The following is a 17,128-nucleotide window of genomic DNA, read 5'->3' as shown; positions in this document are numbered from 1 at the left end:
ATCAATGGGGTTGGTGGTTCTTATGAAATGCTCTGGCTTGCCCAGCTGGAATCTGGGATGGTTTACGGATGATGTCTCCTGGACTTGGATTGTTGCCATCAAGATCGCCGGTTTCCACTTTACAAAGATCATCGTCCAAATTGATGTTGATTTTTCCTCCAGTAAGGATAGAACGAGCGGTTTCAGGGCTGATCTCTTGAGATTGTTCAACACCTTGCGCATCATATAATGTCAAGTTTGAAATAATATCTATATATTCTAGATTTTCAACAAACCCGACTAGATCCGAGTAAACGACAGGTTGTCCGAAGGATAATTTGTCAGAACCCCCCAGGTACCATGGAGCTAGGAAAAGGCTAAGATCTGTTTTTAATTGCGCTTGATAAAATGCTCGATCTCGACCTGGTATCAAACGTACTTTTAAATCCACATTTACTTTTTCGAAGCGAGGATTCATTACTTTAATGCGAGCAAAGGGAGACATTCTCTGGTGCAAAAATGCTTTTATTTCCTCTAGGATACTTACTGGAGCTTTGGGCTCAAAACTATTTCCGGCTTTTAATTTATTCAAATCTGGGATAACGGCTATGGTAACAAATCCTGGCGCGATTTCTAAATCTTGCTTATAAATATTGGCAGATAAACCAAGAGTATGGCTAATGCACTTGCATTTAAAGATCATTGGGAAAGCTTCAAGGATGAGTCTTTCTACATCAAAAGCATCAATGCTACGGCCTTTGTGGCGTAAGTGTTCGCTCACTCGGGTGTAGAACTGTCCACCTGATTCAGGTAAATTACCGCCAAAAGACTCATAGGGTTGGAGAACCTTATTGATGTTGAAATCTGGCTGAAGGGATTTAGTAATTTTTTCTGGTTCCAACGGCTGAGCTACCCTATTGGTATCACTGTTTTCTTGCGGCAGGTAGGTTGCGACTGCACTTTGGGTATGGATTCCAACAACTTCCGCCACCGTCTCTATTGAAGAAGGAGTTGATACCTTAATCCAAAATAGGTGTTCGCCTTCTTCGGTAGGTGGCATGATGGTATTTCCCAGATTGGTTACATCCTCAGGAATGGCCAATTTGACTATTCCTGAACGGGTCATTTTTTTGGTAGCATCTTCCAAAATTTCAAACCCTTTGCGCAATTCTTTCCAAGTGTTTTTACTTAAATAATGCCACGAAAGTTCTGCGCGAGCGCTTTCTGAATCGGCAGTTGCTTCAGCAAATTGAAACAACAGTTGCAGATTTGATCCAGGACGTAGTTTCTCCAGACCAATGAACAAGGAACCTTCGTCGGTAAAGTGAGGCAATAAGTTCGGCTCCGGTTGGAGTTTTTCAACTTTTGAAGTTTTGGCAAAAGGGTAGAGGTGGATCAAGGTAATGTCATCCTGACCTGCTGTAGCTTTATAGTCGATCCAAATGTTCTTAATGGTGGGTGTATATGGCTCCTTAGGAAGTCCGTATTTCTTGTTCACGTGGTTTCCTATTTCTTTTTCTAATTGATCCCTTATGGCCGTGTGTAATATTTCAATATCATTTAATATAATCTCAATTTCTTTTATTTGATTTGGCAAAGGTTTTCGTGCAGCTATAGAAAATTCATCTCGATTGCTAATGGTGTTTTTTATGGTTGAAGAATTTTCAGCAATTTCTTTGAGAAGTTTTTGAAGTTGGGTCAACTTATCTGGAGTAATACCAGCTAAATCATCCATCATCGAGTTGATGTTGCTTATTATTTTACCAGTATTCTCCGAAATTTTTGAATTCAATTTACTGATGCTATCTATTGATTCACCGCCTTCCCCCAAAGTGATGATATTTTCTCTTAATAATTTTAGCAGAGCCTCCAAACCGATTTTTTTCTCTGTCTTGGGAGGGGCTGTGATATCAGAAAAATTTAAACTTGTGATGTATTTTTTAAATTGTTCAAAAATCGCAATTAGTTTACCCGGTTCTGCTGGATCAACCAATCCGGATAATTCAATTAGTTTTCTAGCCAAAACCAGCGGATACCGTTCGTGTTGAAAACTTACCCCTTGTAATGTAAACTTTAAAAAAGCTTCTCTTGAATTGACAGTTAAAGGTGCTAAATGCTTACCATCAAGATTGCTATTTTGCTCTAACGGCTCGCGGTACAAACCATAAGTATTCCTATAATTCTCATTTACTTTTAACGTACTATCAATAGAGGACTTCTGCTCCAGGAATAATGCTCGCTGAGATTTATCCTTTTTTTCATAATAAACCCAAACGCCATTCTCTAAGATTTCAGTTCTGACTTTAAAGCTATTATCCTTAATACTAACTTCTCCATCCTCAAACACCTCATTTGAATAATAATCAGCATAGTGTTCTTCTAATTTTTCCGGACGGTTTTTCCAATCAACATTCAGGTATGCTTCTTCCCAGTTCTTTAAAAATACTTCTTTACTCCCAATATAAAATTCAGCACCTACTTTGGGCCTGGTCCCAAAGGGTAAGATTGGACTATTCACATCTTGTAGACTCTCTTCGTTTTGCACCAATAAATTTTTTACGCCACTAACAGTCACATCGATGGTCGTATCGTTTATTTTCAAATGCCTTAAATAATGATAGAGTGCGGCATTTAATTTTTTATCTGAATCATCTTTCCACAACAAATTGCAACGTTCAGTGCCACTTGTATTTTTTGAGGACAGTTCTATCTTCTTGGTGGTATCTAACTCAATTTTTACCATGGGCAAAGCCTGATCCACGCTGAATGATTCCTGGATTTTTGCATTATCATAAAAGGCAACTTTCGGTTCTCCTGAATCCAACGTTCCGCTGAATTTCAGCTTAAATGGTTTGCCGAGGTCTGGAGGATCATCCGGAAATTGATATTCCAATTTGAAAAGTTTTTTTGGAGCAAACCAACCTTCTTCTCCCGAAAAATGCAAGTGAAACCATTGGCCAATTGCTGCTATTTTTGTGAATAAATTCTCGGGAATTGGTTCGCCTGAGTCAAATTGACAATCGATGGAAATGGTTATTTGGCGTTGACCTTCATTCAGCCACAATACCGGAGAAGCCAATACAAAGCCAATCCTTCCCAGCGGATGATCTTCAGGCAAATTCTTCCCAAATGCAATGTATTTACTTGGCTTATTGCCCAACGTTGCCCAATTTTTTAATTGGTCATCTTTGAACGGTTGTTCCCCTTTTCCATCTGCAGAGTTGGCTACCGGAGCGATATACAGACCCTCTATGTAAGATTTGGAAGTCCCATTGTCCTCCAAATAGTCAATCTGATTAAGATGAAGGGTCTTTAGGGCTTTGACCTTTGCATTATCAATGGTTATTTCTTCATCCAATTGAAAGAGTACATCTATATTCTTGGCATCTTTCCCGTCTTTAAAAACAGTGTTTTTGGCCACTATATAGGGATCCTTGAGGTGCTTAGATACTTCAAGAACCAAATGCGCATGATCTGCGGCAAAATCCTTTCGTTTAATTTTTAGCACTTTTTCATAAAAAAATTCAAGATGCACTTGGGTCAACTCGTTGAGATCACCTTGAAAATACTTAAACAGACGGATAAATGCGAAAAGCAGGCCCAGATGAGGTTCGTGCCTACCCTTTAATACATTGATAGCAGCTTCAAGAAAGGGAGGGATTTCCAGAGCAATTTGGCGGGCATTTCCCAATATTTGATAAGCGATTTTATTCAATTCTTCTTTAAGCCAAAGTATTGCGCCCTGGGTTCCACCTGGTACCTTTTTAAATCGTTCATCTATTTTGATGATGTCCTCCTCGGCAATGATCCAGGGCGATTGGGTGAAATTGGAAAAATCGTGCTTTCCAACGCAGAAATATTTATTGGCAGCATTGCTCAATTGAATAAAACTCACTACTGACGGCATAAGCTGGCTGCGAATAAGTCCCTGTAAATGGGAACTAAAACTGAAATCGTATTGATTCGCCTGTTTTTGCAAATTTTCGATTGGTAAAATCAATTCGAAAAAGCACAAATCGAGTAGTAATTTTAGAATTTCTATCGTAGGGTTTTGCTCAAGATTTTTGGAAAGCCTCAATAGATCTGTTTCCAGTTGGTCGAAATTGGTTTTGTGGTACCGAACCAATTGAAATGGAAGGCTTTTTTCAAAGAATGCCAACCAGTTGCCCAACTCAATGTATTCACCTTCAAAATCATTTGCTTGATATTCATGATAGATGACTTGCCGGGCAAACTTGTTGATGTAGTCTAGAATATCCGCCAAGGAACGACCATCAATTAGGGACATGTCGGGCTGAACAGAAAAAAAGTCTGCTAATCGTTTATATTGACTAGTGCCAGGTCGACTCAAGAGGGGGTGTGAATATTGGGTAGGCAAAGCCATGTCTTCTTGCTGATTAAATTATGTTCACTAAATCGTTCGATCTGCTTCGCGTAGATAAAAATCGTAGACAAAGTTATTGCGGGTATTGGTTCCTGCAATCATATATTCTACAGTAATCAGGACTTTGCCTTCGTATAACTGAAAGTCTTCCGGTTCTGTAATTAAGATGTTTTCTACAACAATTCTTGGCTCAAAAAATAGGATGGCTCGTTCAACCATGTCTTCTAAAAAACCAAGGAAAGTATTGCTCAAGGGTTCGAATTGATAATCTCTCAAATTACAACCGAAGGTTGGTTGCATTACTCGTTCGCCGATGCTGGTGGAAAGGAGAATTTGCAAACTTTGGTGAATATCATCAACATCATATGCCAATTCTACGGCTCCTAAAGACTTATCAAAAGCAGGTGGGAACGCCCAGCCTACGCCTAAAAATGAAGATTCTCTTTCCATAGTAATGTGCTTTTATCCTCCAATGATTACATTTGGAGCTCCTTGTATGATCACACCGCCGTGAGCGGTCATGTCTCCCATGCGTGCCGCGGGTTTTCCTCCAATCAATACAGTAGCGGATCCTTTAACGATAACATCCGGTGGCCCTACACACAAACACATATCTCCTACCACCGCAGCCGGTAACCCCGCGATCAATACATTTGGTGCAGAGGTACTGATGATGGGCCCCCCAACATGTGGTACTACAGGGGTTAATGGGCAAGTATGCATGTCTGTGATTCGGGCAGCGAATGGCATGAAGGCGTGTTAAGTAAGAAATTCTAATTTATTTTTACCAATGACCCTGTGATTTCGGTTATGCCCGAACCCGAAAGCTTTGTTGTCGCACCGGTCAATTCCATCGAACTTTGGGCAGAAATAGCCATTTGAGCTGCGCTCATACTTAATGTGGCAGTAGCGGAAATTTCGATTCTGCCCCCGGCATTGATTTTTATGTCCGCAGGGCTATCTAAAGTAATCCCGGCAGGCTCAAGTTTGACCGTGTTGTTGTTTTGATCTGTAACCACAATTGAGGTATCCTGTTCACTGAGGGTTATGCTATTGCCAGCAGGTGTGCTAATGGTAATGATTTTGGTGTCATCATTGAAATGGATACGCATATCGCTGCGGGTAACGAATCCCTTTTCATGATTGTCATCTTGTGCATTAATTGGGGCCGGTTTGGCGCTACTGTGCAGCATGCCGAGCACGATGGAATCACGAGGATCGTCATTCAAAAAACCGACAACGACTTCATCGTCAATTTCAGGACGAAAAAAAGATCCCCGATTGTTCCCGGCATCAAGCGTTGCAACTCTAGCCCAGATACCTCTGGCGTTGTTGTCAACAATCGGAAGTCGTACCAAAATTCGGTGCTCACCATCAGGATCATCTTGCAATTGAACCACTTTGCCAATTTGTAAGCCTTGTACAGCAGGTAATAAACCTGCAGCAGGTGTGTCTATAATGTCTTCCGACTGATGAAACCACTTTGGGGTAAGTCCAAATTGCACATGGGTATCCCAGGCTCCATTGCCAATGTTGTGACGAACAGCGCTGACAAAAGCCTTGCCATTAAATCGGCTACCTACCCCTTGCAAATCAATCATTTGCCCTGGCATGATGCCCGAAAATCCCAAAAATTTTGCTCTTCCGCATATTTTGGCCAAGCGGCTTTTGAGCATGGCTGCTTCAGTCCATTGTTGTAATTCCGCTTCAAGTAGCTGCCCAGTATGCCGGAGTTCTAGTTTTTCAAGGTTGATGGCATCATTCGCTAAAGTGCTTCCACTAAGGTTCCCAGGCTCCGTAACTGGAGCGGTACTAGAACGGTGTTCAAACAACGTTTGATTGGTGTAATCCCAAGCTTTGGCTTCCACAGATTTCCATTGAGTACGGGCATCCATTTCGGCTTCAAATTCAAGTAAACTAGCACCATATGCTACTTGTAAAGTCGGGCTTACAGAAGTATTGGGTCTTTTGACTTTAATGGTACCTTCCTCAACAATGACTAGTTTGCCATTGGCTTCGGCTCGAGAAAGTACGAAATCCCAGTCGGTACAGTGATGCTGAACAAGTTCTTTGTGAACCAAATTGGTGGATTCAATATCCGAATTTAATTGGGAATAACGGCCAATAAGTTCTTCGATAACTTGGCTGTCTGTACTGTTTTCGTAGTAACGATTGTGCCGTCCCACGGTCATTTTTACCGCTTCATCTTTGCATTCAACCATCAATTCGCTTACCCCGGTTTCGTTGATTTTTATGTGATGCTTGATGATTATGCCTTTAAATACTGTAGCATTTTGACTATCTCTACCAATTTTAATTTGAATTCTATTACCTGGAACAAAGTCGGCACTATTGCTAATGGCAAAACTTTGCTCCGCAGCTTCTCCATCGCGCAAGCTGATGTGAGCAGTTGGGATGCGGTTGATTTCATTGGTTACCGAAATACTGAGCACCTGAAGTGCCGTGTCCAATGCATTTCCGTTTACAACTAGGTCATAAGTGACCACGTCGTGGGTAGAGGAATTTGGAATCGCTGTTCGGGTACTCATACTCCTTCCGTTTTATCGATTGGGGGGAAACGCAGTTCAGTTCCAGACTTTAAACGCCTCAGCGTAATTAACTTATTTGCTTTGGCTACTTGCAATATGTACTTTGTATCGTTGTAAATGTTGTGGGTCATTAAGTCAAGTCGGTCGCCTGCTTTGGCTTGTCTCAGATGTGTAAGGTCTGGAGAGCTTTGAGCTTCGCGGCGAGTACGTTCTTCTTGAGCCATGTAGTTCAAAAAAGTAGCACTTAGTTTAACTCGGAGTGGATCTCCATTGGGTTCAAAAAGCTGGTAGTTGATGTCGAGATTGGACAAAATACAGGGAAAAACCAAGTATTTACCCCAATGTACTCTGAGGAAATTTGGTCGATGGATGTCACCTTTCATTTGATAAACTGTTTGTAAAAACAACTCAAGTTGTTTTTTGACAGATTTATCCTGTTCGTTTGGGTATTTGTAGTTTTCGATGGTACCCGTCCCGTCAAAAATAAAATCAAGTCTTAATTCTTCAGGAGGTGTTGAAATGTACCGCGGATCCGTTCCTTGGTTGCCATGCCCACGTCGGTTATCCGTTTCAACCTTGAAGTTTTTAGAATAATTTTCAGGATTTAAGGGCAGGATAAACGGGTTCGGACTAAGAGGACTTCTATTGTTTAGTTTCTTATCAGTGTAAGCATAAATATTAACCTTCTCCAAGGAGCCATTTTGCATGAGGTTACCTTTCAGATTTTTCTTTTAAAATAGCCAAGACTTTCTCGACGATCAGGTTAACGTCTGCTTCTTTTGTATCAGTAGTACTGCCATTGTTGTTGGTAGTGGCCGTCGACCCATTCCCATTGGAAGATGAAACGGTAGCTTTGATGACAAGTTCTCTAATTTCTATTGGCATTTGAATTAGCATTTTGTAGTGAAAATCGATTAAAATTCAACTCAAGGGTTTCGATCAAGACTTCGCTCCGCTCTGCGTTGAACTCGGCAATTTTCCAGCTTTTGGGCCAGACATGCGCAAGATTCCAGACAAGCAAAGCGTTGTGATTTTCATCCAAAAGTTGAACGTTTACCGTTTCGAGTGGAACGATTTTTAGGTGCACAAAACTGTTGATGCACCAATTGCTTAGTCCAGATTGCCCAGGTTTCAAAAGCCCTCTCTTCAGAGTTAGAGTTGAAGAAAACTTGCTTCTGGAAGGCAGGGTATGCTCAAAGCGATTTTCCCCACCTTCCTTCCAAGTCTCTGTGTCCATCTGAACGTCCAAGCCACTAACTGATTGAAAGCTAACATCAAGATTTCCAGCGTTGGGTAACTTTTCAAAAGTGACCAAAAAATGGAAACCGACCATTTGGTGGAAACTGGGTACCACTTTGGTTGTATCTGACATTTACCAATAATTGAAGTCCGTAACGAAAATGGATCGGGGATGCCGTGAAATCTTTACTTCTCAGAGATCGTGAGCCCTTCGTGAGCGATTTCCATGGTCTCGATGGCAACCTCATTGGCATCAGCTTTCAAATCGGTCGACTGGATTTTTTTAGGCCATGCGTTTTCCAATTTCCATACCAAAATTGGCTCGTGGTTCTCATTGAGCAATTTGATGGTGATGGGGCGGCGATATTTGCTCCCAGTTTTGTTGCCTTCTTGAAAGAAAACCGTTTCTTTCCAAAGGTTGAAAAAATCAAGGTCACCTTCGAATGTTCCACGTTTTAGGGTGATGTCACTGTATTTGGTAAGACCTGGTTGCTTGGATTTGTTGTATTTTTTACTACTGCCTTCGCGGTACTCGATCACTTCGGTTTCAAAATCAAGTCCACTCACTTCGGTGAAACCCACGCGAAAACCGTCTCCCCACTCCACCATAAAATGAAACTTTGGAATTGGATAATCTCCTTTAGCTGCCATGATAAAGCTGATTTGTGTTGATGAATAAATTAAATTGATAGATTAGCCTTTTTCTGTAAAAAGGGGAATCTAATTTGCTATTTTGCGGCCTCAGCTGCTTCAGCGGCGTTGATAGCTAATTCAAGACTGTTTTTTCTTGATGAAATTTCATCCAAGCGCTTGCGAGCATCTTGCATTTCAAGACGGTACATTATTGATTCAGTCTCCGCTTTATTATACAACCTGCTTAGTTTATTGTAATAATCACTGTTCCCTTTTCCTTCCATCGCCATGATTGGCAACAAAGCTCGTTCTTCTTCTTTGCCGCAAGGATGGGTCAAATCAGGTTGCTCAACTGGAGCACAGAAACATTCATTCATTTTGCCGAGAGAAGTCGTTTCTTGAATGAGGCGTTTCCGTAAATCGTTCAATTGCCATTTTAATCCAAAATTTCTTTCTTCATTGTAAATAAAAGTCGCAATTACAGTGGCAAGGTGAAGGAGTTGCAACATTTTTCCCAAAATGGTAACCCGCAGCTCGTAAATTTCTTTTACCTTAACTTCATAAGATTCAATACAAGCCAATGCCTGTTGCTTTTTAGGCTCATCCAGTGATTGATGGCAGCGGATGTATTCCTTCAATTGATAAATCAAATTGAAACCAATGTTCCCTTCCCATTCAATACAAAGCTGACTGTTTAAGTCAAAAATTTTCTTTATCAAACAGACCAGACTTTGTATAACCAATATGGTCTTTTGGGAATTCACCTCCAATTTTTTCACGGATTCGATGAATAAGACCAATTCAGCATAGGTAACTATAGCCTTTTCATGAGTGGCTTTGGTATTTTCAATCCACAGCTTTAATTTGCTTTCCCAAGCATAGGCATTCTCAAAAATACTTTTTGCCTTATTGTATTTTGCAGTAGCCTCCTTCAATTCATTGGTTGCGATTTGAAGTTCTTTTTCCCAACACTCCAAACAATCACAATCCTCTGCTCCGTTATCAACAGGTGATTCGTCGGCGCAGCAGCACTCCTTTTCTAGTCGATTAAGAAAAGGTACCTTCTCTTTAAGAAAAGGCTTTGTATTGTATACTGCCATTTTTTATTTTTTTTTGTGTCAAAAAAATGAATTAATCTCGATCATCTTTGGAATACTTCCCCCCTTTGACTTTTTGAGGAGCTGGTGGTGTTTCCACAGGTTTATCGTTGAATTCCTTACAAATTTCTTCAACTACCTCAATGGATTCACATTCTCCTTCGCAAATGAATTCACGCGTATGGAGAAGCGCATTGATGGTACTATTTTCTCCAAAAAATCTGAATTCAGTATTGTTGAGTTCATTAATGCTGTTCGTCAATTCCGTTTGTGCCAATCTGTTTTCTTCCGCTGCTTTTTTTGCATTGTCATCCACTTTGGTTTTTAGCTCCTTTGATGCGGTTACAAGCTTTTGTCCGAAATCTTTGAGCCCAGCTACATCTGCAAATGTATGAATGCCAGCTATTTTGACCAGTGCCTCCGCAGCGTATTGACCATCTGCGCTTAATGCTTTAGCAATCTCTGTTACTTTAGAAATTTCTTTAGGAACATTATCATCCGTAAAGCCCAGAATACTCTTCAGGCAATTGCGCATTGCACAAGCAGCGTTATTGGCGTCGTGGAGTTTTGTCTTCAGATCATTCAATAATTTTGAGCCTGCTTTGATTTCAGTCGACAATTCCAGATTTTTCTTGATGTAAGCATCGATATTGGCCTGGATAATTTCGGTACTTTTATGCATGTCAAAAATTTCGAAGTTGTCGATATCTCGAAAATATCGATACGTTTCTTCGGTCATGTTGAAGCAGCAAAGCTTGTACCCCCGAACCATTTCATAACATTCAATCATGGTACGGGATGAATTGATTTTACTCCATTCCTCCGATATCTGCGTTTTTAAATCTTTGCTGAACTTACAGATAAGGTCAGCTGGCAGCTTGACCACATCAGCGCATTTAGATTTAGCATTAGACATATTAAATTATTTTTTAGGTAGCAAATTGGAGATTAGGACTCCGCAAGCATTTTGTGGCTAAATTGCAATATGATGAACTCCGCTGGTCGTACTACAGCCATACCTATTTCGACAATCATTCTGCCTTCCCAGATGTCTAATTCTGTCATGGTTTCGTTCAATCCAACCCGCACATAGTATGCCTCATCAGTGGTAGTTCCCATGAGTGCGCCAGCACGCCATTGCAGGGTAAGAAAATTTTCAATCATAGCACGAACTCGAGTCCAAGTATTGGCATCGTTGGGCTCAAAAACAAATTGAGCGGTCGCATTTTTGGTCGATTCTTCCACCATATTGAAAAAACGACGAACCGGAACGTATCGCCATTCGTTGTCGTTACCAGCTAAGGTGCGTGCGCCCCAAACTAAGTTTCCACGACCTGGAAAAGTACGAATGGCATTGATAGATTTTCCAGCCAGGGTGTCCACATTCAACCTACCTTGTTCTTCATGTGTGAGCAACTTGACTGGTTCAATCACCGAACGAAGACTTACATTGGCTGGTGCTTTCCAAACACCTCTAGATGCATCAACGCGGGCGTATATTCCAACAATAGCCGGAGAGGGTGGCATTTCACAAGGGATAGCTTCGATCGCATTTCTTGCCCGGAAATACAATGAGTTATCTAGTTTCTTAAGTTCCGCAAGATTGCTTGCCCCAGCAAAGTTTGAAATGAGAACGTTGGCATCTCCAACACCTTTCCCACCGTACCAAAAATCAATACTGGTTTTTAATCGCGGATAATATGCTCCAGCATATTTGATAATATCTACTTCCGTTGGTGTGTTATCCCTGAAACCTTCGATACTTTTAAACCATTCATCAGCTGGCTGACCTGGGGCTTCCCAAACATCCATTACCGTAAACCGGTCCTGTAATTTTACACAAAGATCGATTGCTTTGCCGTATACGTCATAAAAGTCTATTTCAGTATCGAGTCCTTGCGCATCAGGAAACACATAAAGCGTAATTTCATCGATGCGCTCTGTAGCGCTTAATCCATTCAACAAATTTGCTTTTAAAACAGCGCCCGCCTCTGATGTCTCATAAGTTCCAACAGATACGATCCAACAAGGACCTCCACCATTGTCAAAGAACAATTGCAATGCGTAATACATTAAAAACTTGGAACGTTTCGCTGGGTCGATCTTTCCATTCAACTCAAATTCATTCTCTTTCTTCTTCACAATATCGACCGTAATACTACCCTTCTCGGCATTTGCACGGCCAAAATATCGTTCATACTCTAGCAAAGAAGTAATTCGTTGGGGTTTGTTGACCAAAGACTCCCCTCTACTGTCAAGCGCTCTTTCAGTATAACCGATAAAAGCTGGGATCGCCGTTTCTACCTGGGCAATTGAAGGAGGAAGTTTTGGAATTTCCTCAACGTATACACCTGGTGTTTTTAGGCGTGGAATTAATGATGTTATTGCCATAATTGTTTGATTTTACTGATGTTTATGGAACCCTTATTTAGGGAATGCATTGATTGCGCTAAAATGAATGTCGCTGTACAAGCGTCCTCCTTCTGCACGAAGGGATTCAGGTTGGGCATTTGGAAAAGCCTTGTAACTTTCGTCTATGGTCAAAGTTTGAGCAAAACAACGAGGCTTTCGGGTTACAAATTTTTCGCCATTCCATTCAAAAGAGGCAGAAGGATTATTGTTAATACTATCAATTTCAGCCTTAGTAAATCCATCTGCTTTTCCATATCTCCAATAAGTACATCTGCTTAAAAATCGAAGCTCAAATTTCTTTGAAACAGCTCGAAATAACCCAGGAGTTCTGCTAGTAACCAAATACCCATCTGGTGTAATCAAAGTTAAAGCCGGATTGTCGGTTTGAATTTGCAACTGTATCAAGCCAAATGGGTGGGCAATTGGGGTTGAAAACCCTAATCTCCAATCTTGATAAAAATCTGAGGTTGTATCTATTGATCGATCGGCATTATTCACAAAACCTGATCCGATTACTGGCGTCCACTTTGTGCGATCTCCTTTAATGTTTTCCAAAGCCTGTTGAATTTTCCCCCCAATCAATGCTAAATCCCCCATTTGATAGGACTGAGTTGAATCAAAAGCCGATACGGGTACAGAAAGTACATTATCGCTGCGATTGCCTACATTCGAAAAAGCATAAATCTTATTGTCCTTTTGATTGAGGGCGACACTAGTGATGTTGCCAAAAAGCCGGTTAATCGCTTTTAGTCCGATGGTAAGAGTCGCATTTTTAGCTGGCGGTATAGCGGGACGATATCGTACACTCCCGTCAGATTGAGGCTCTGATTTTACTTCCATTGCAAGGTTAAAACCCAATGAAGTGGGGATCAACCGTAATTTGAGATTTTTAATGGTTTCAATTGTTTCTTTGTCGATTTGCAACTCAAACAATTTGCTTACATCATATTTGCCAGCCTGTAATTTTCGGTTCAAAAGTGATTGCTGCTGTTCTTTGTTTTTTGCAAAAAAAGACGCACCAGCACTATCAATCAGATAGTAGTCATGCAAAATGTGAATCTCACATACTATTTTGTATTCAATTGTCCTCGTCTGCATTGGGTTTTCTGGTTGATTGAGCAATCTTTGGCGCAACCAATTCTTCACTTTTTTTCTGAATTTCTTCGATGAGGGGGGCTTCAGTAGTTATTCTGCCCTGAATCTTGATCAATCGCACTTTGTACATCGCGAATGGTACTTGTTTGCCTCCCAAGGATCCCCACAAATGATTAATCTGTTCAAATGTAAGCGTGTAGAGTTCGGGAAGTAAGCGCAGTTCGTCTTTTAAAACCTCATCTTCAGAAGCCGCAAAAGGAGACTGTGGAGAATTTTTTATGGTGAATAATTTTTTCGATTGAAAAAACTGAATGATTAATCCCAAACGATGCAATGCCCGATCGTAATCATCATTTGCTGCTGAATCTGGCAAGGTCGCAGAAAAGAGTAAATAAAGATTGAGGTAAACGGGCGGTTGTAAGTATTCTATGCCATTGGTTAGTGGATTTTTTATGTAAGATTTTCCGTTTTTCAGGGTACTTTCTTCTTCCAGGTTTACCAGGCTGATCAATACCTTGTTTTTGAGACTATTTTGTGTATCCGTTTCCAAAGCTGCGACATTCCCCAGCAAAATGTCTTCTCTCCTCAAGGGGGATTCAGGTCGCTGATTAACCAGGACATACCTACTCAATTCTTCTCTCAAGAAAGCAACCGCTTCTGCTATCATATTGAATAATTAATGATTGGTTGAGAAAAAAGGAAAAAGTGAAGAAACAAAAGAAGTTTTTTCAAACAAAATCAGTATTTAAATCCTCCTGATTCAGATTGAAATTTCAACCTTCGGCGCTGCGGACAACCTTCCTTACTTCCACTTCTTTTAATTCTACATGGGCAAAACAATGAAGGCTTGGTAAAGCAAGTTGTAATTTTGAAGTCCCATTTAGCGCAATGACTTTTCCAGATATACCCATCAAAGTACCAGCAATTACTTCAACCTCGTCTCCAACTTTAATTCCATCATAACTAATTTGAACAGGTTCTATTAGACGGCACAGTTGTTTGATCATTTTTACTTCTTTATCGCTCAAAATTGCCGCTTTGCCCGAAAAACTAAGATAGCCAAAAACATTTCCCACTTGATATACCTCGTTGCGATGTTTTTGATCCGTAGCCACAAAAACATAATTGTTGAACAGCACCATCTCCACCATTTTTTTGCGGTCACTCCATTTTCTGAGTTGTTTTTGTGTAGGCACGCAAGACTCAAAGCCTAAATCTCGAAGGCGCTGCCCTACCTTTTTTTCTGACCTTGGTTTTACTTGCAGAACATGCCATTTCTCTTCATTAAGCATTGGGATAGTTTTATAAATGATCGAAAATTTTATGGCTTCGCCGCTCTGAGTCACATTTGGGAGTAACTCAGTAAAAAAATAAATATTTATAAGGTATTAAACTGAATGGGTACAATTAAAAAGTTATAAAACAAACATTGACTAATACTAATTTACCCTTCTGCAAAGCAAATGAAATATTATTGGTTATTTCTCACCCAAAACCATAGGTTTATTTTTATCATGGAAAACCATGATAAAACCCTTGGTAACTTCGTCTGAGGATTGCTTCTCGCACCAGTCCAGCGGTATTTTTCACACCCATTTTTGAAATCAAATTTTTACGGTGGGTTTCCACAGTAGGAATGCTGATGAACAGTTGATCGGCAATTTCTTGATTGGTATATTCTTCTACAATCAAGGTGAGGATCTGTAATTCTCTTTTGGTGAGTCTTCTATCGTTTTTCCTTAAGTTTACATCCAACTCAGTGCAAAAACTGTTCAATGCAGCACTGAGTGACTCTTGCAAATAAGCTTTTCCGCCCAATACAGTAAAAATGGCCTTTCTTAATTCCTGGCAGGTAATGTTTTTGAAAAGATATGCGTCTAAACCTGCACGACGAAGCCTGGGCAAAAATCCCAAGTTGAGACTTTTGCCAAAAAGTACAATCTTTAATTTAGGAAATTCTTTCTTAATGCGGGTGATCAAAAGCTCTTCAGAAATGGTAGCATCTAGCTCGGCATCAAGTAAAAGTAGATCGGTTGTGCTGGTTCTTAAAATCTCTAATAATTCTTGGTAGCTATCGGTCAGTTGGTTCAGGTGTAGTCCTGCTGTGTGTGAAAACATTTTGGTAATGCCTTCTGCAAATACAGGCTGGGTTTCGGCAATTGTGATTTTGATCATATTTCTGGGGGTAAAAAATTTCAATTCAGTTGCTGAACACTATCATTTTCAGGACGTGAACGTCAACTTCAACAAATATTCAACTAATCCCTTTAAAAAACAAACTTAATTTTATCCCACAAGAAAAATACATATAAATTTCTATTTTGCAAGCGAGAATTCAATCAGAAACCTAATGTACCCATGCTCAACACCCTAACCCGCTCCCTAACCTCCATCCACCTCTGGGCCATTGCCGTTGGCCTGGTCATTTCCGGCGAGTACTTTGGCTGGAACTACGGCTGGGGCGCCGCAGGCACCGTCGGCTTTCTGATCGCTACCTTGCTGGTGACGCTGATGTACATTGCTTTTATCTTCAGTTTCACGGAGCTGACCACTTCCATTCCCCACTCTGGCGGGCCATTTGAGTATTCGCGAAGGGCGATGGGACCCATTGCAGGGCTCATTGCCGGGTATGCTACCTTGATTGAGTTTTTGTTTGCCACGCCCGCCATTGCGTTTGCTTTGGGCAGTTACCTGCACTTTTTGTATCCCGCTTTTGATGTATTGTATACGGCGATTGGGTGCTACGTTGTTTTTTCGCTCATCAATTTTTGGGGCATTAAGGAATCGGCGGTATTTACGCTCGTAGTTACTTTGTTGGCGGTGGCGGAATTGTTGTTGTTCATTGGCATTGTATCGCCGAGTTTTCGGATGGAGCTGTTTTTGAATGATAGCATGCCGCATGGTTATGTGGGCGTGTTTGCCGCTTTGCCCTATGCCGTTTGGTTTTATTTGGCCATTGAAGGGGTGGCGATGGTGGCCGAGGAAACCAAAAACCCTCAGCGCAACATCCCTTTTGGATATCTGTCGGGCATTGCGACGTTGGCCATCTTGGCCATTGGCATCATGATGGTGAGTGGTGGCATTACCGATTGGCACCGCCTGGAGGCCATCGATTATCCCTTGCCCGAGGCCATTGGGATCGTGATGGGCAAAGACAGCAGCCTGACCAAGCTTTTTGCGGGCATTGGTTTATTTGGACTCGTAGCCTCTTTTCACAGCATCATATTGGGCTATTCCCGGCAGTTGTTTGCGTTGGCGAGGGGAGGTTTTTTGCCTCAACGCTTGGCGGCTATTCATCCCCGCTTTCATACGCCCCATATTGCCTTGGTGGTCGGTGGAATTATCGGCATCATTGCGGTATGCTCGGGTACGACTCAGCAGTTGATTGTACTTTCTGCTTTGGGTGCGGTGGTGATGTATGTGCTGAGTATGGTAAGTTTGTTTGTGCTGCGCAAAAAAGAACCTGAGCTGGAACGGCCATTTCGGGCGCCGTTTTATCCATTTTTTCCGGTGATTGCCTTGGTGTTATCGCTGGTGTGTCTGGTGGCGATTGTGGTGTATAATTTTTGGCTGAGTGTGCTGTTTTTTGGCTTGATGGGTGTATTAATCGGGGTGTTTGTAGGGACGGGAATGCATAAGAAATTGGCGGAATGAATTACTCACATTACGCAGTAAGCAGCTCCGCTGCTTTTTTTTGTAACCGCGACGACACGACGGCGCGACGATTCATTTGGCTACGC

Annotated in this window: 16 protein-coding genes; 1 reads left to right on the top strand and 15 read right to left on the bottom strand. The window is 41.2% G+C overall.

Features of this window, described 5'->3' with window-relative positions; all coding sequences use genetic code 11:
• Position 1: 1 nt before the first annotated feature.
• The 15 genes from ABW391_RS03065 to ABW391_RS02995 all read right to left on the bottom strand — a co-directional run bounded on the left by ABW391_RS03065 (position 2) and on the right by ABW391_RS02995 (position 15,563).
• Positions 2–4,363 (bottom strand): baseplate J/gp47 family protein, encoded by a 4,362-nt coding sequence (locus tag ABW391_RS03065; RefSeq protein WP_353480353.1) that lies wholly within the window; start codon positions 4,361–4,363, stop codon positions 2–4.
• A gap of 27 nt (positions 4,364–4,390) precedes the next feature.
• Complete coding sequence (locus tag ABW391_RS03060; protein ID WP_353480352.1) at positions 4,391–4,813, bottom strand: GPW/gp25 family protein; 423 nt, start codon at positions 4,811–4,813, stop codon at positions 4,391–4,393.
• Positions 4,814–4,825: 12 nt separating this feature from the next.
• Positions 4,826–5,113 (bottom strand): PAAR domain-containing protein, encoded by a 288-nt coding sequence (locus ABW391_RS03055; RefSeq protein ID WP_353480351.1) that lies wholly within the window; start codon positions 5,111–5,113, stop codon positions 4,826–4,828.
• Between the two features lie 23 nt (positions 5,114–5,136).
• On the bottom strand, positions 5,137–6,912 hold the full coding sequence (vgrG, locus tag ABW391_RS03050; RefSeq protein ID WP_353480350.1) for a type VI secretion system tip protein VgrG: 1,776 nt from the start codon (positions 6,910–6,912) through the stop codon (positions 5,137–5,139).
• Positions 6,909–7,604, bottom strand: a complete 696-nt coding sequence (locus ABW391_RS03045; protein WP_353480349.1) for a CIS tube protein — start codon at positions 7,602–7,604, stop codon at positions 6,909–6,911. The genes vgrG and ABW391_RS03045 overlap by 4 nt, the downstream gene beginning before the upstream one ends.
• A 19-nt stretch (positions 7,605–7,623) precedes the next feature.
• Positions 7,624–7,797, bottom strand: a complete 174-nt coding sequence (locus ABW391_RS03040) for a DUF5908 family protein (RefSeq protein ID WP_353480348.1) — start codon at positions 7,795–7,797, stop codon at positions 7,624–7,626.
• The gene (locus ABW391_RS03035) at positions 7,781–8,284 is read right to left on the bottom strand and encodes a phage tail protein (RefSeq protein WP_353480347.1); all 504 of its coding nucleotides are present in this window, start codon (positions 8,282–8,284) and stop codon (positions 7,781–7,783) included. The genes ABW391_RS03040 and ABW391_RS03035 overlap by 17 nt, the downstream gene beginning before the upstream one ends.
• Positions 8,285–8,337: 53 nt before the next feature.
• Positions 8,338–8,802 (bottom strand): phage tail protein, encoded by a 465-nt coding sequence (locus ABW391_RS03030; protein ID WP_353480346.1) that lies wholly within the window; start codon positions 8,800–8,802, stop codon positions 8,338–8,340.
• Positions 8,803–8,879: 77 nt separating this feature from the next.
• Positions 8,880–9,884 (bottom strand): hypothetical protein, encoded by a 1,005-nt coding sequence (locus ABW391_RS03025; RefSeq protein ID WP_353480345.1) that lies wholly within the window; start codon positions 9,882–9,884, stop codon positions 8,880–8,882.
• Between the two features lie 31 nt (positions 9,885–9,915).
• Positions 9,916–10,500, bottom strand: a complete 585-nt coding sequence (locus ABW391_RS03020; protein WP_353480344.1) for a hypothetical protein — start codon at positions 10,498–10,500, stop codon at positions 9,916–9,918.
• Positions 10,501–10,829: 329 nt separating this feature from the next.
• Positions 10,830–12,272: a phage tail sheath family protein gene (locus ABW391_RS03015; RefSeq protein WP_353480343.1), complete on the bottom strand. Its 1,443-nt coding sequence runs from the start codon at positions 12,270–12,272 to the stop codon at positions 10,830–10,832.
• A gap of 33 nt (positions 12,273–12,305) precedes the next feature.
• A complete protein-coding gene (locus ABW391_RS03010) occupies positions 12,306–13,391 on the bottom strand; it encodes a hypothetical protein (protein ID WP_353480342.1) in 1,086 nt (361 codons plus the stop codon).
• On the bottom strand, positions 13,372–14,055 hold the full coding sequence (locus ABW391_RS03005; RefSeq protein WP_353480341.1) for a Pvc16 family protein: 684 nt from the start codon (positions 14,053–14,055) through the stop codon (positions 13,372–13,374). Before ABW391_RS03005 ends, ABW391_RS03010 begins: the two co-directional genes overlap by 20 nt.
• Before the next feature lie 106 nt (positions 14,056–14,161).
• Positions 14,162–14,680, bottom strand: coding sequence for a transcription termination/antitermination protein NusG (gene nusG / locus ABW391_RS03000; RefSeq protein WP_353480340.1), 519 nt, complete (start codon positions 14,678–14,680; stop codon positions 14,162–14,164).
• 220 nt (positions 14,681–14,900) lie between these two features.
• Positions 14,901–15,563, bottom strand: coding sequence for a LuxR C-terminal-related transcriptional regulator (locus ABW391_RS02995; protein ID WP_353480339.1), 663 nt, complete (start codon positions 15,561–15,563; stop codon positions 14,901–14,903).
• 183 nt (positions 15,564–15,746) lie between these two features.
• Here ABW391_RS02995 and eat point away from each other — a divergent pair, with 183 nt between their 5' ends.
• Complete coding sequence (eat, locus tag ABW391_RS02990) at positions 15,747–17,042, top strand: ethanolamine permease (protein WP_353480338.1); 1,296 nt, start codon at positions 15,747–15,749, stop codon at positions 17,040–17,042.
• Positions 17,043–17,128: the final 86 nt, after the last annotated feature.

The organism is Haliscomenobacter sp., assembly GCF_040403615.1.
Lineage (GTDB): Bacteria > Bacteroidota > Bacteroidia > Chitinophagales > Saprospiraceae > Haliscomenobacter.
This window is presented reverse-complemented; position numbering and strand designations above follow the sequence as displayed.

What these genes read in the sequence shown, in the direction of transcription:
- ABW391_RS03065 (WP_353480353.1), bottom strand. Translation starts at nt 4,363, where the DNA reads ATGGCTTTGCCTACCCAATATTCACACCCCCTCTTGAGTCGACCTGGC.
- ABW391_RS03060 (WP_353480352.1), bottom strand. Translation starts at nt 4,813, where the DNA reads ATGGAAAGAGAATCTTCATTTTTAGGCGTAGGCTGGGCGTTCCCACCT.
- ABW391_RS03055 (WP_353480351.1), bottom strand. Translation starts at nt 5,113, where the DNA reads ATGCCATTCGCTGCCCGAATCACAGACATGCATACTTGCCCATTAACC.
- vgrG (WP_353480350.1), bottom strand. Translation starts at nt 6,912, where the DNA reads ATGAGTACCCGAACAGCGATTCCAAATTCCTCTACCCACGACGTGGTC.
- ABW391_RS03040 (WP_353480348.1), bottom strand. Translation starts at nt 7,797, where the DNA reads ATGCCAATAGAAATTAGAGAACTTGTCATCAAAGCTACCGTTTCATCT.
- ABW391_RS03035 (WP_353480347.1), bottom strand. Translation starts at nt 8,284, where the DNA reads ATGTCAGATACAACCAAAGTGGTACCCAGTTTCCACCAAATGGTCGGT.
- ABW391_RS03030 (WP_353480346.1), bottom strand. Translation starts at nt 8,802, where the DNA reads ATGGCAGCTAAAGGAGATTATCCAATTCCAAAGTTTCATTTTATGGTG.
- ABW391_RS03025 (WP_353480345.1), bottom strand. Translation starts at nt 9,884, where the DNA reads ATGGCAGTATACAATACAAAGCCTTTTCTTAAAGAGAAGGTACCTTTT.
- ABW391_RS03015 (WP_353480343.1), bottom strand. Translation starts at nt 12,272, where the DNA reads ATGGCAATAACATCATTAATTCCACGCCTAAAAACACCAGGTGTATAC.
- ABW391_RS03010 (WP_353480342.1), bottom strand. Translation starts at nt 13,391, where the DNA reads ATGCAGACGAGGACAATTGAATACAAAATAGTATGTGAGATTCACATT.
- ABW391_RS03005 (WP_353480341.1), bottom strand. Translation starts at nt 14,055, where the DNA reads ATGATAGCAGAAGCGGTTGCTTTCTTGAGAGAAGAATTGAGTAGGTAT.
- nusG (WP_353480340.1), bottom strand. Translation starts at nt 14,680, where the DNA reads ATGCTTAATGAAGAGAAATGGCATGTTCTGCAAGTAAAACCAAGGTCA.
- ABW391_RS02995 (WP_353480339.1), bottom strand. Translation starts at nt 15,563, where the DNA reads ATGATCAAAATCACAATTGCCGAAACCCAGCCTGTATTTGCAGAAGGC.
- eat (WP_353480338.1), top strand. Translation starts at nt 15,747, where the DNA reads ATGCTCAACACCCTAACCCGCTCCCTAACCTCCATCCACCTCTGGGCC.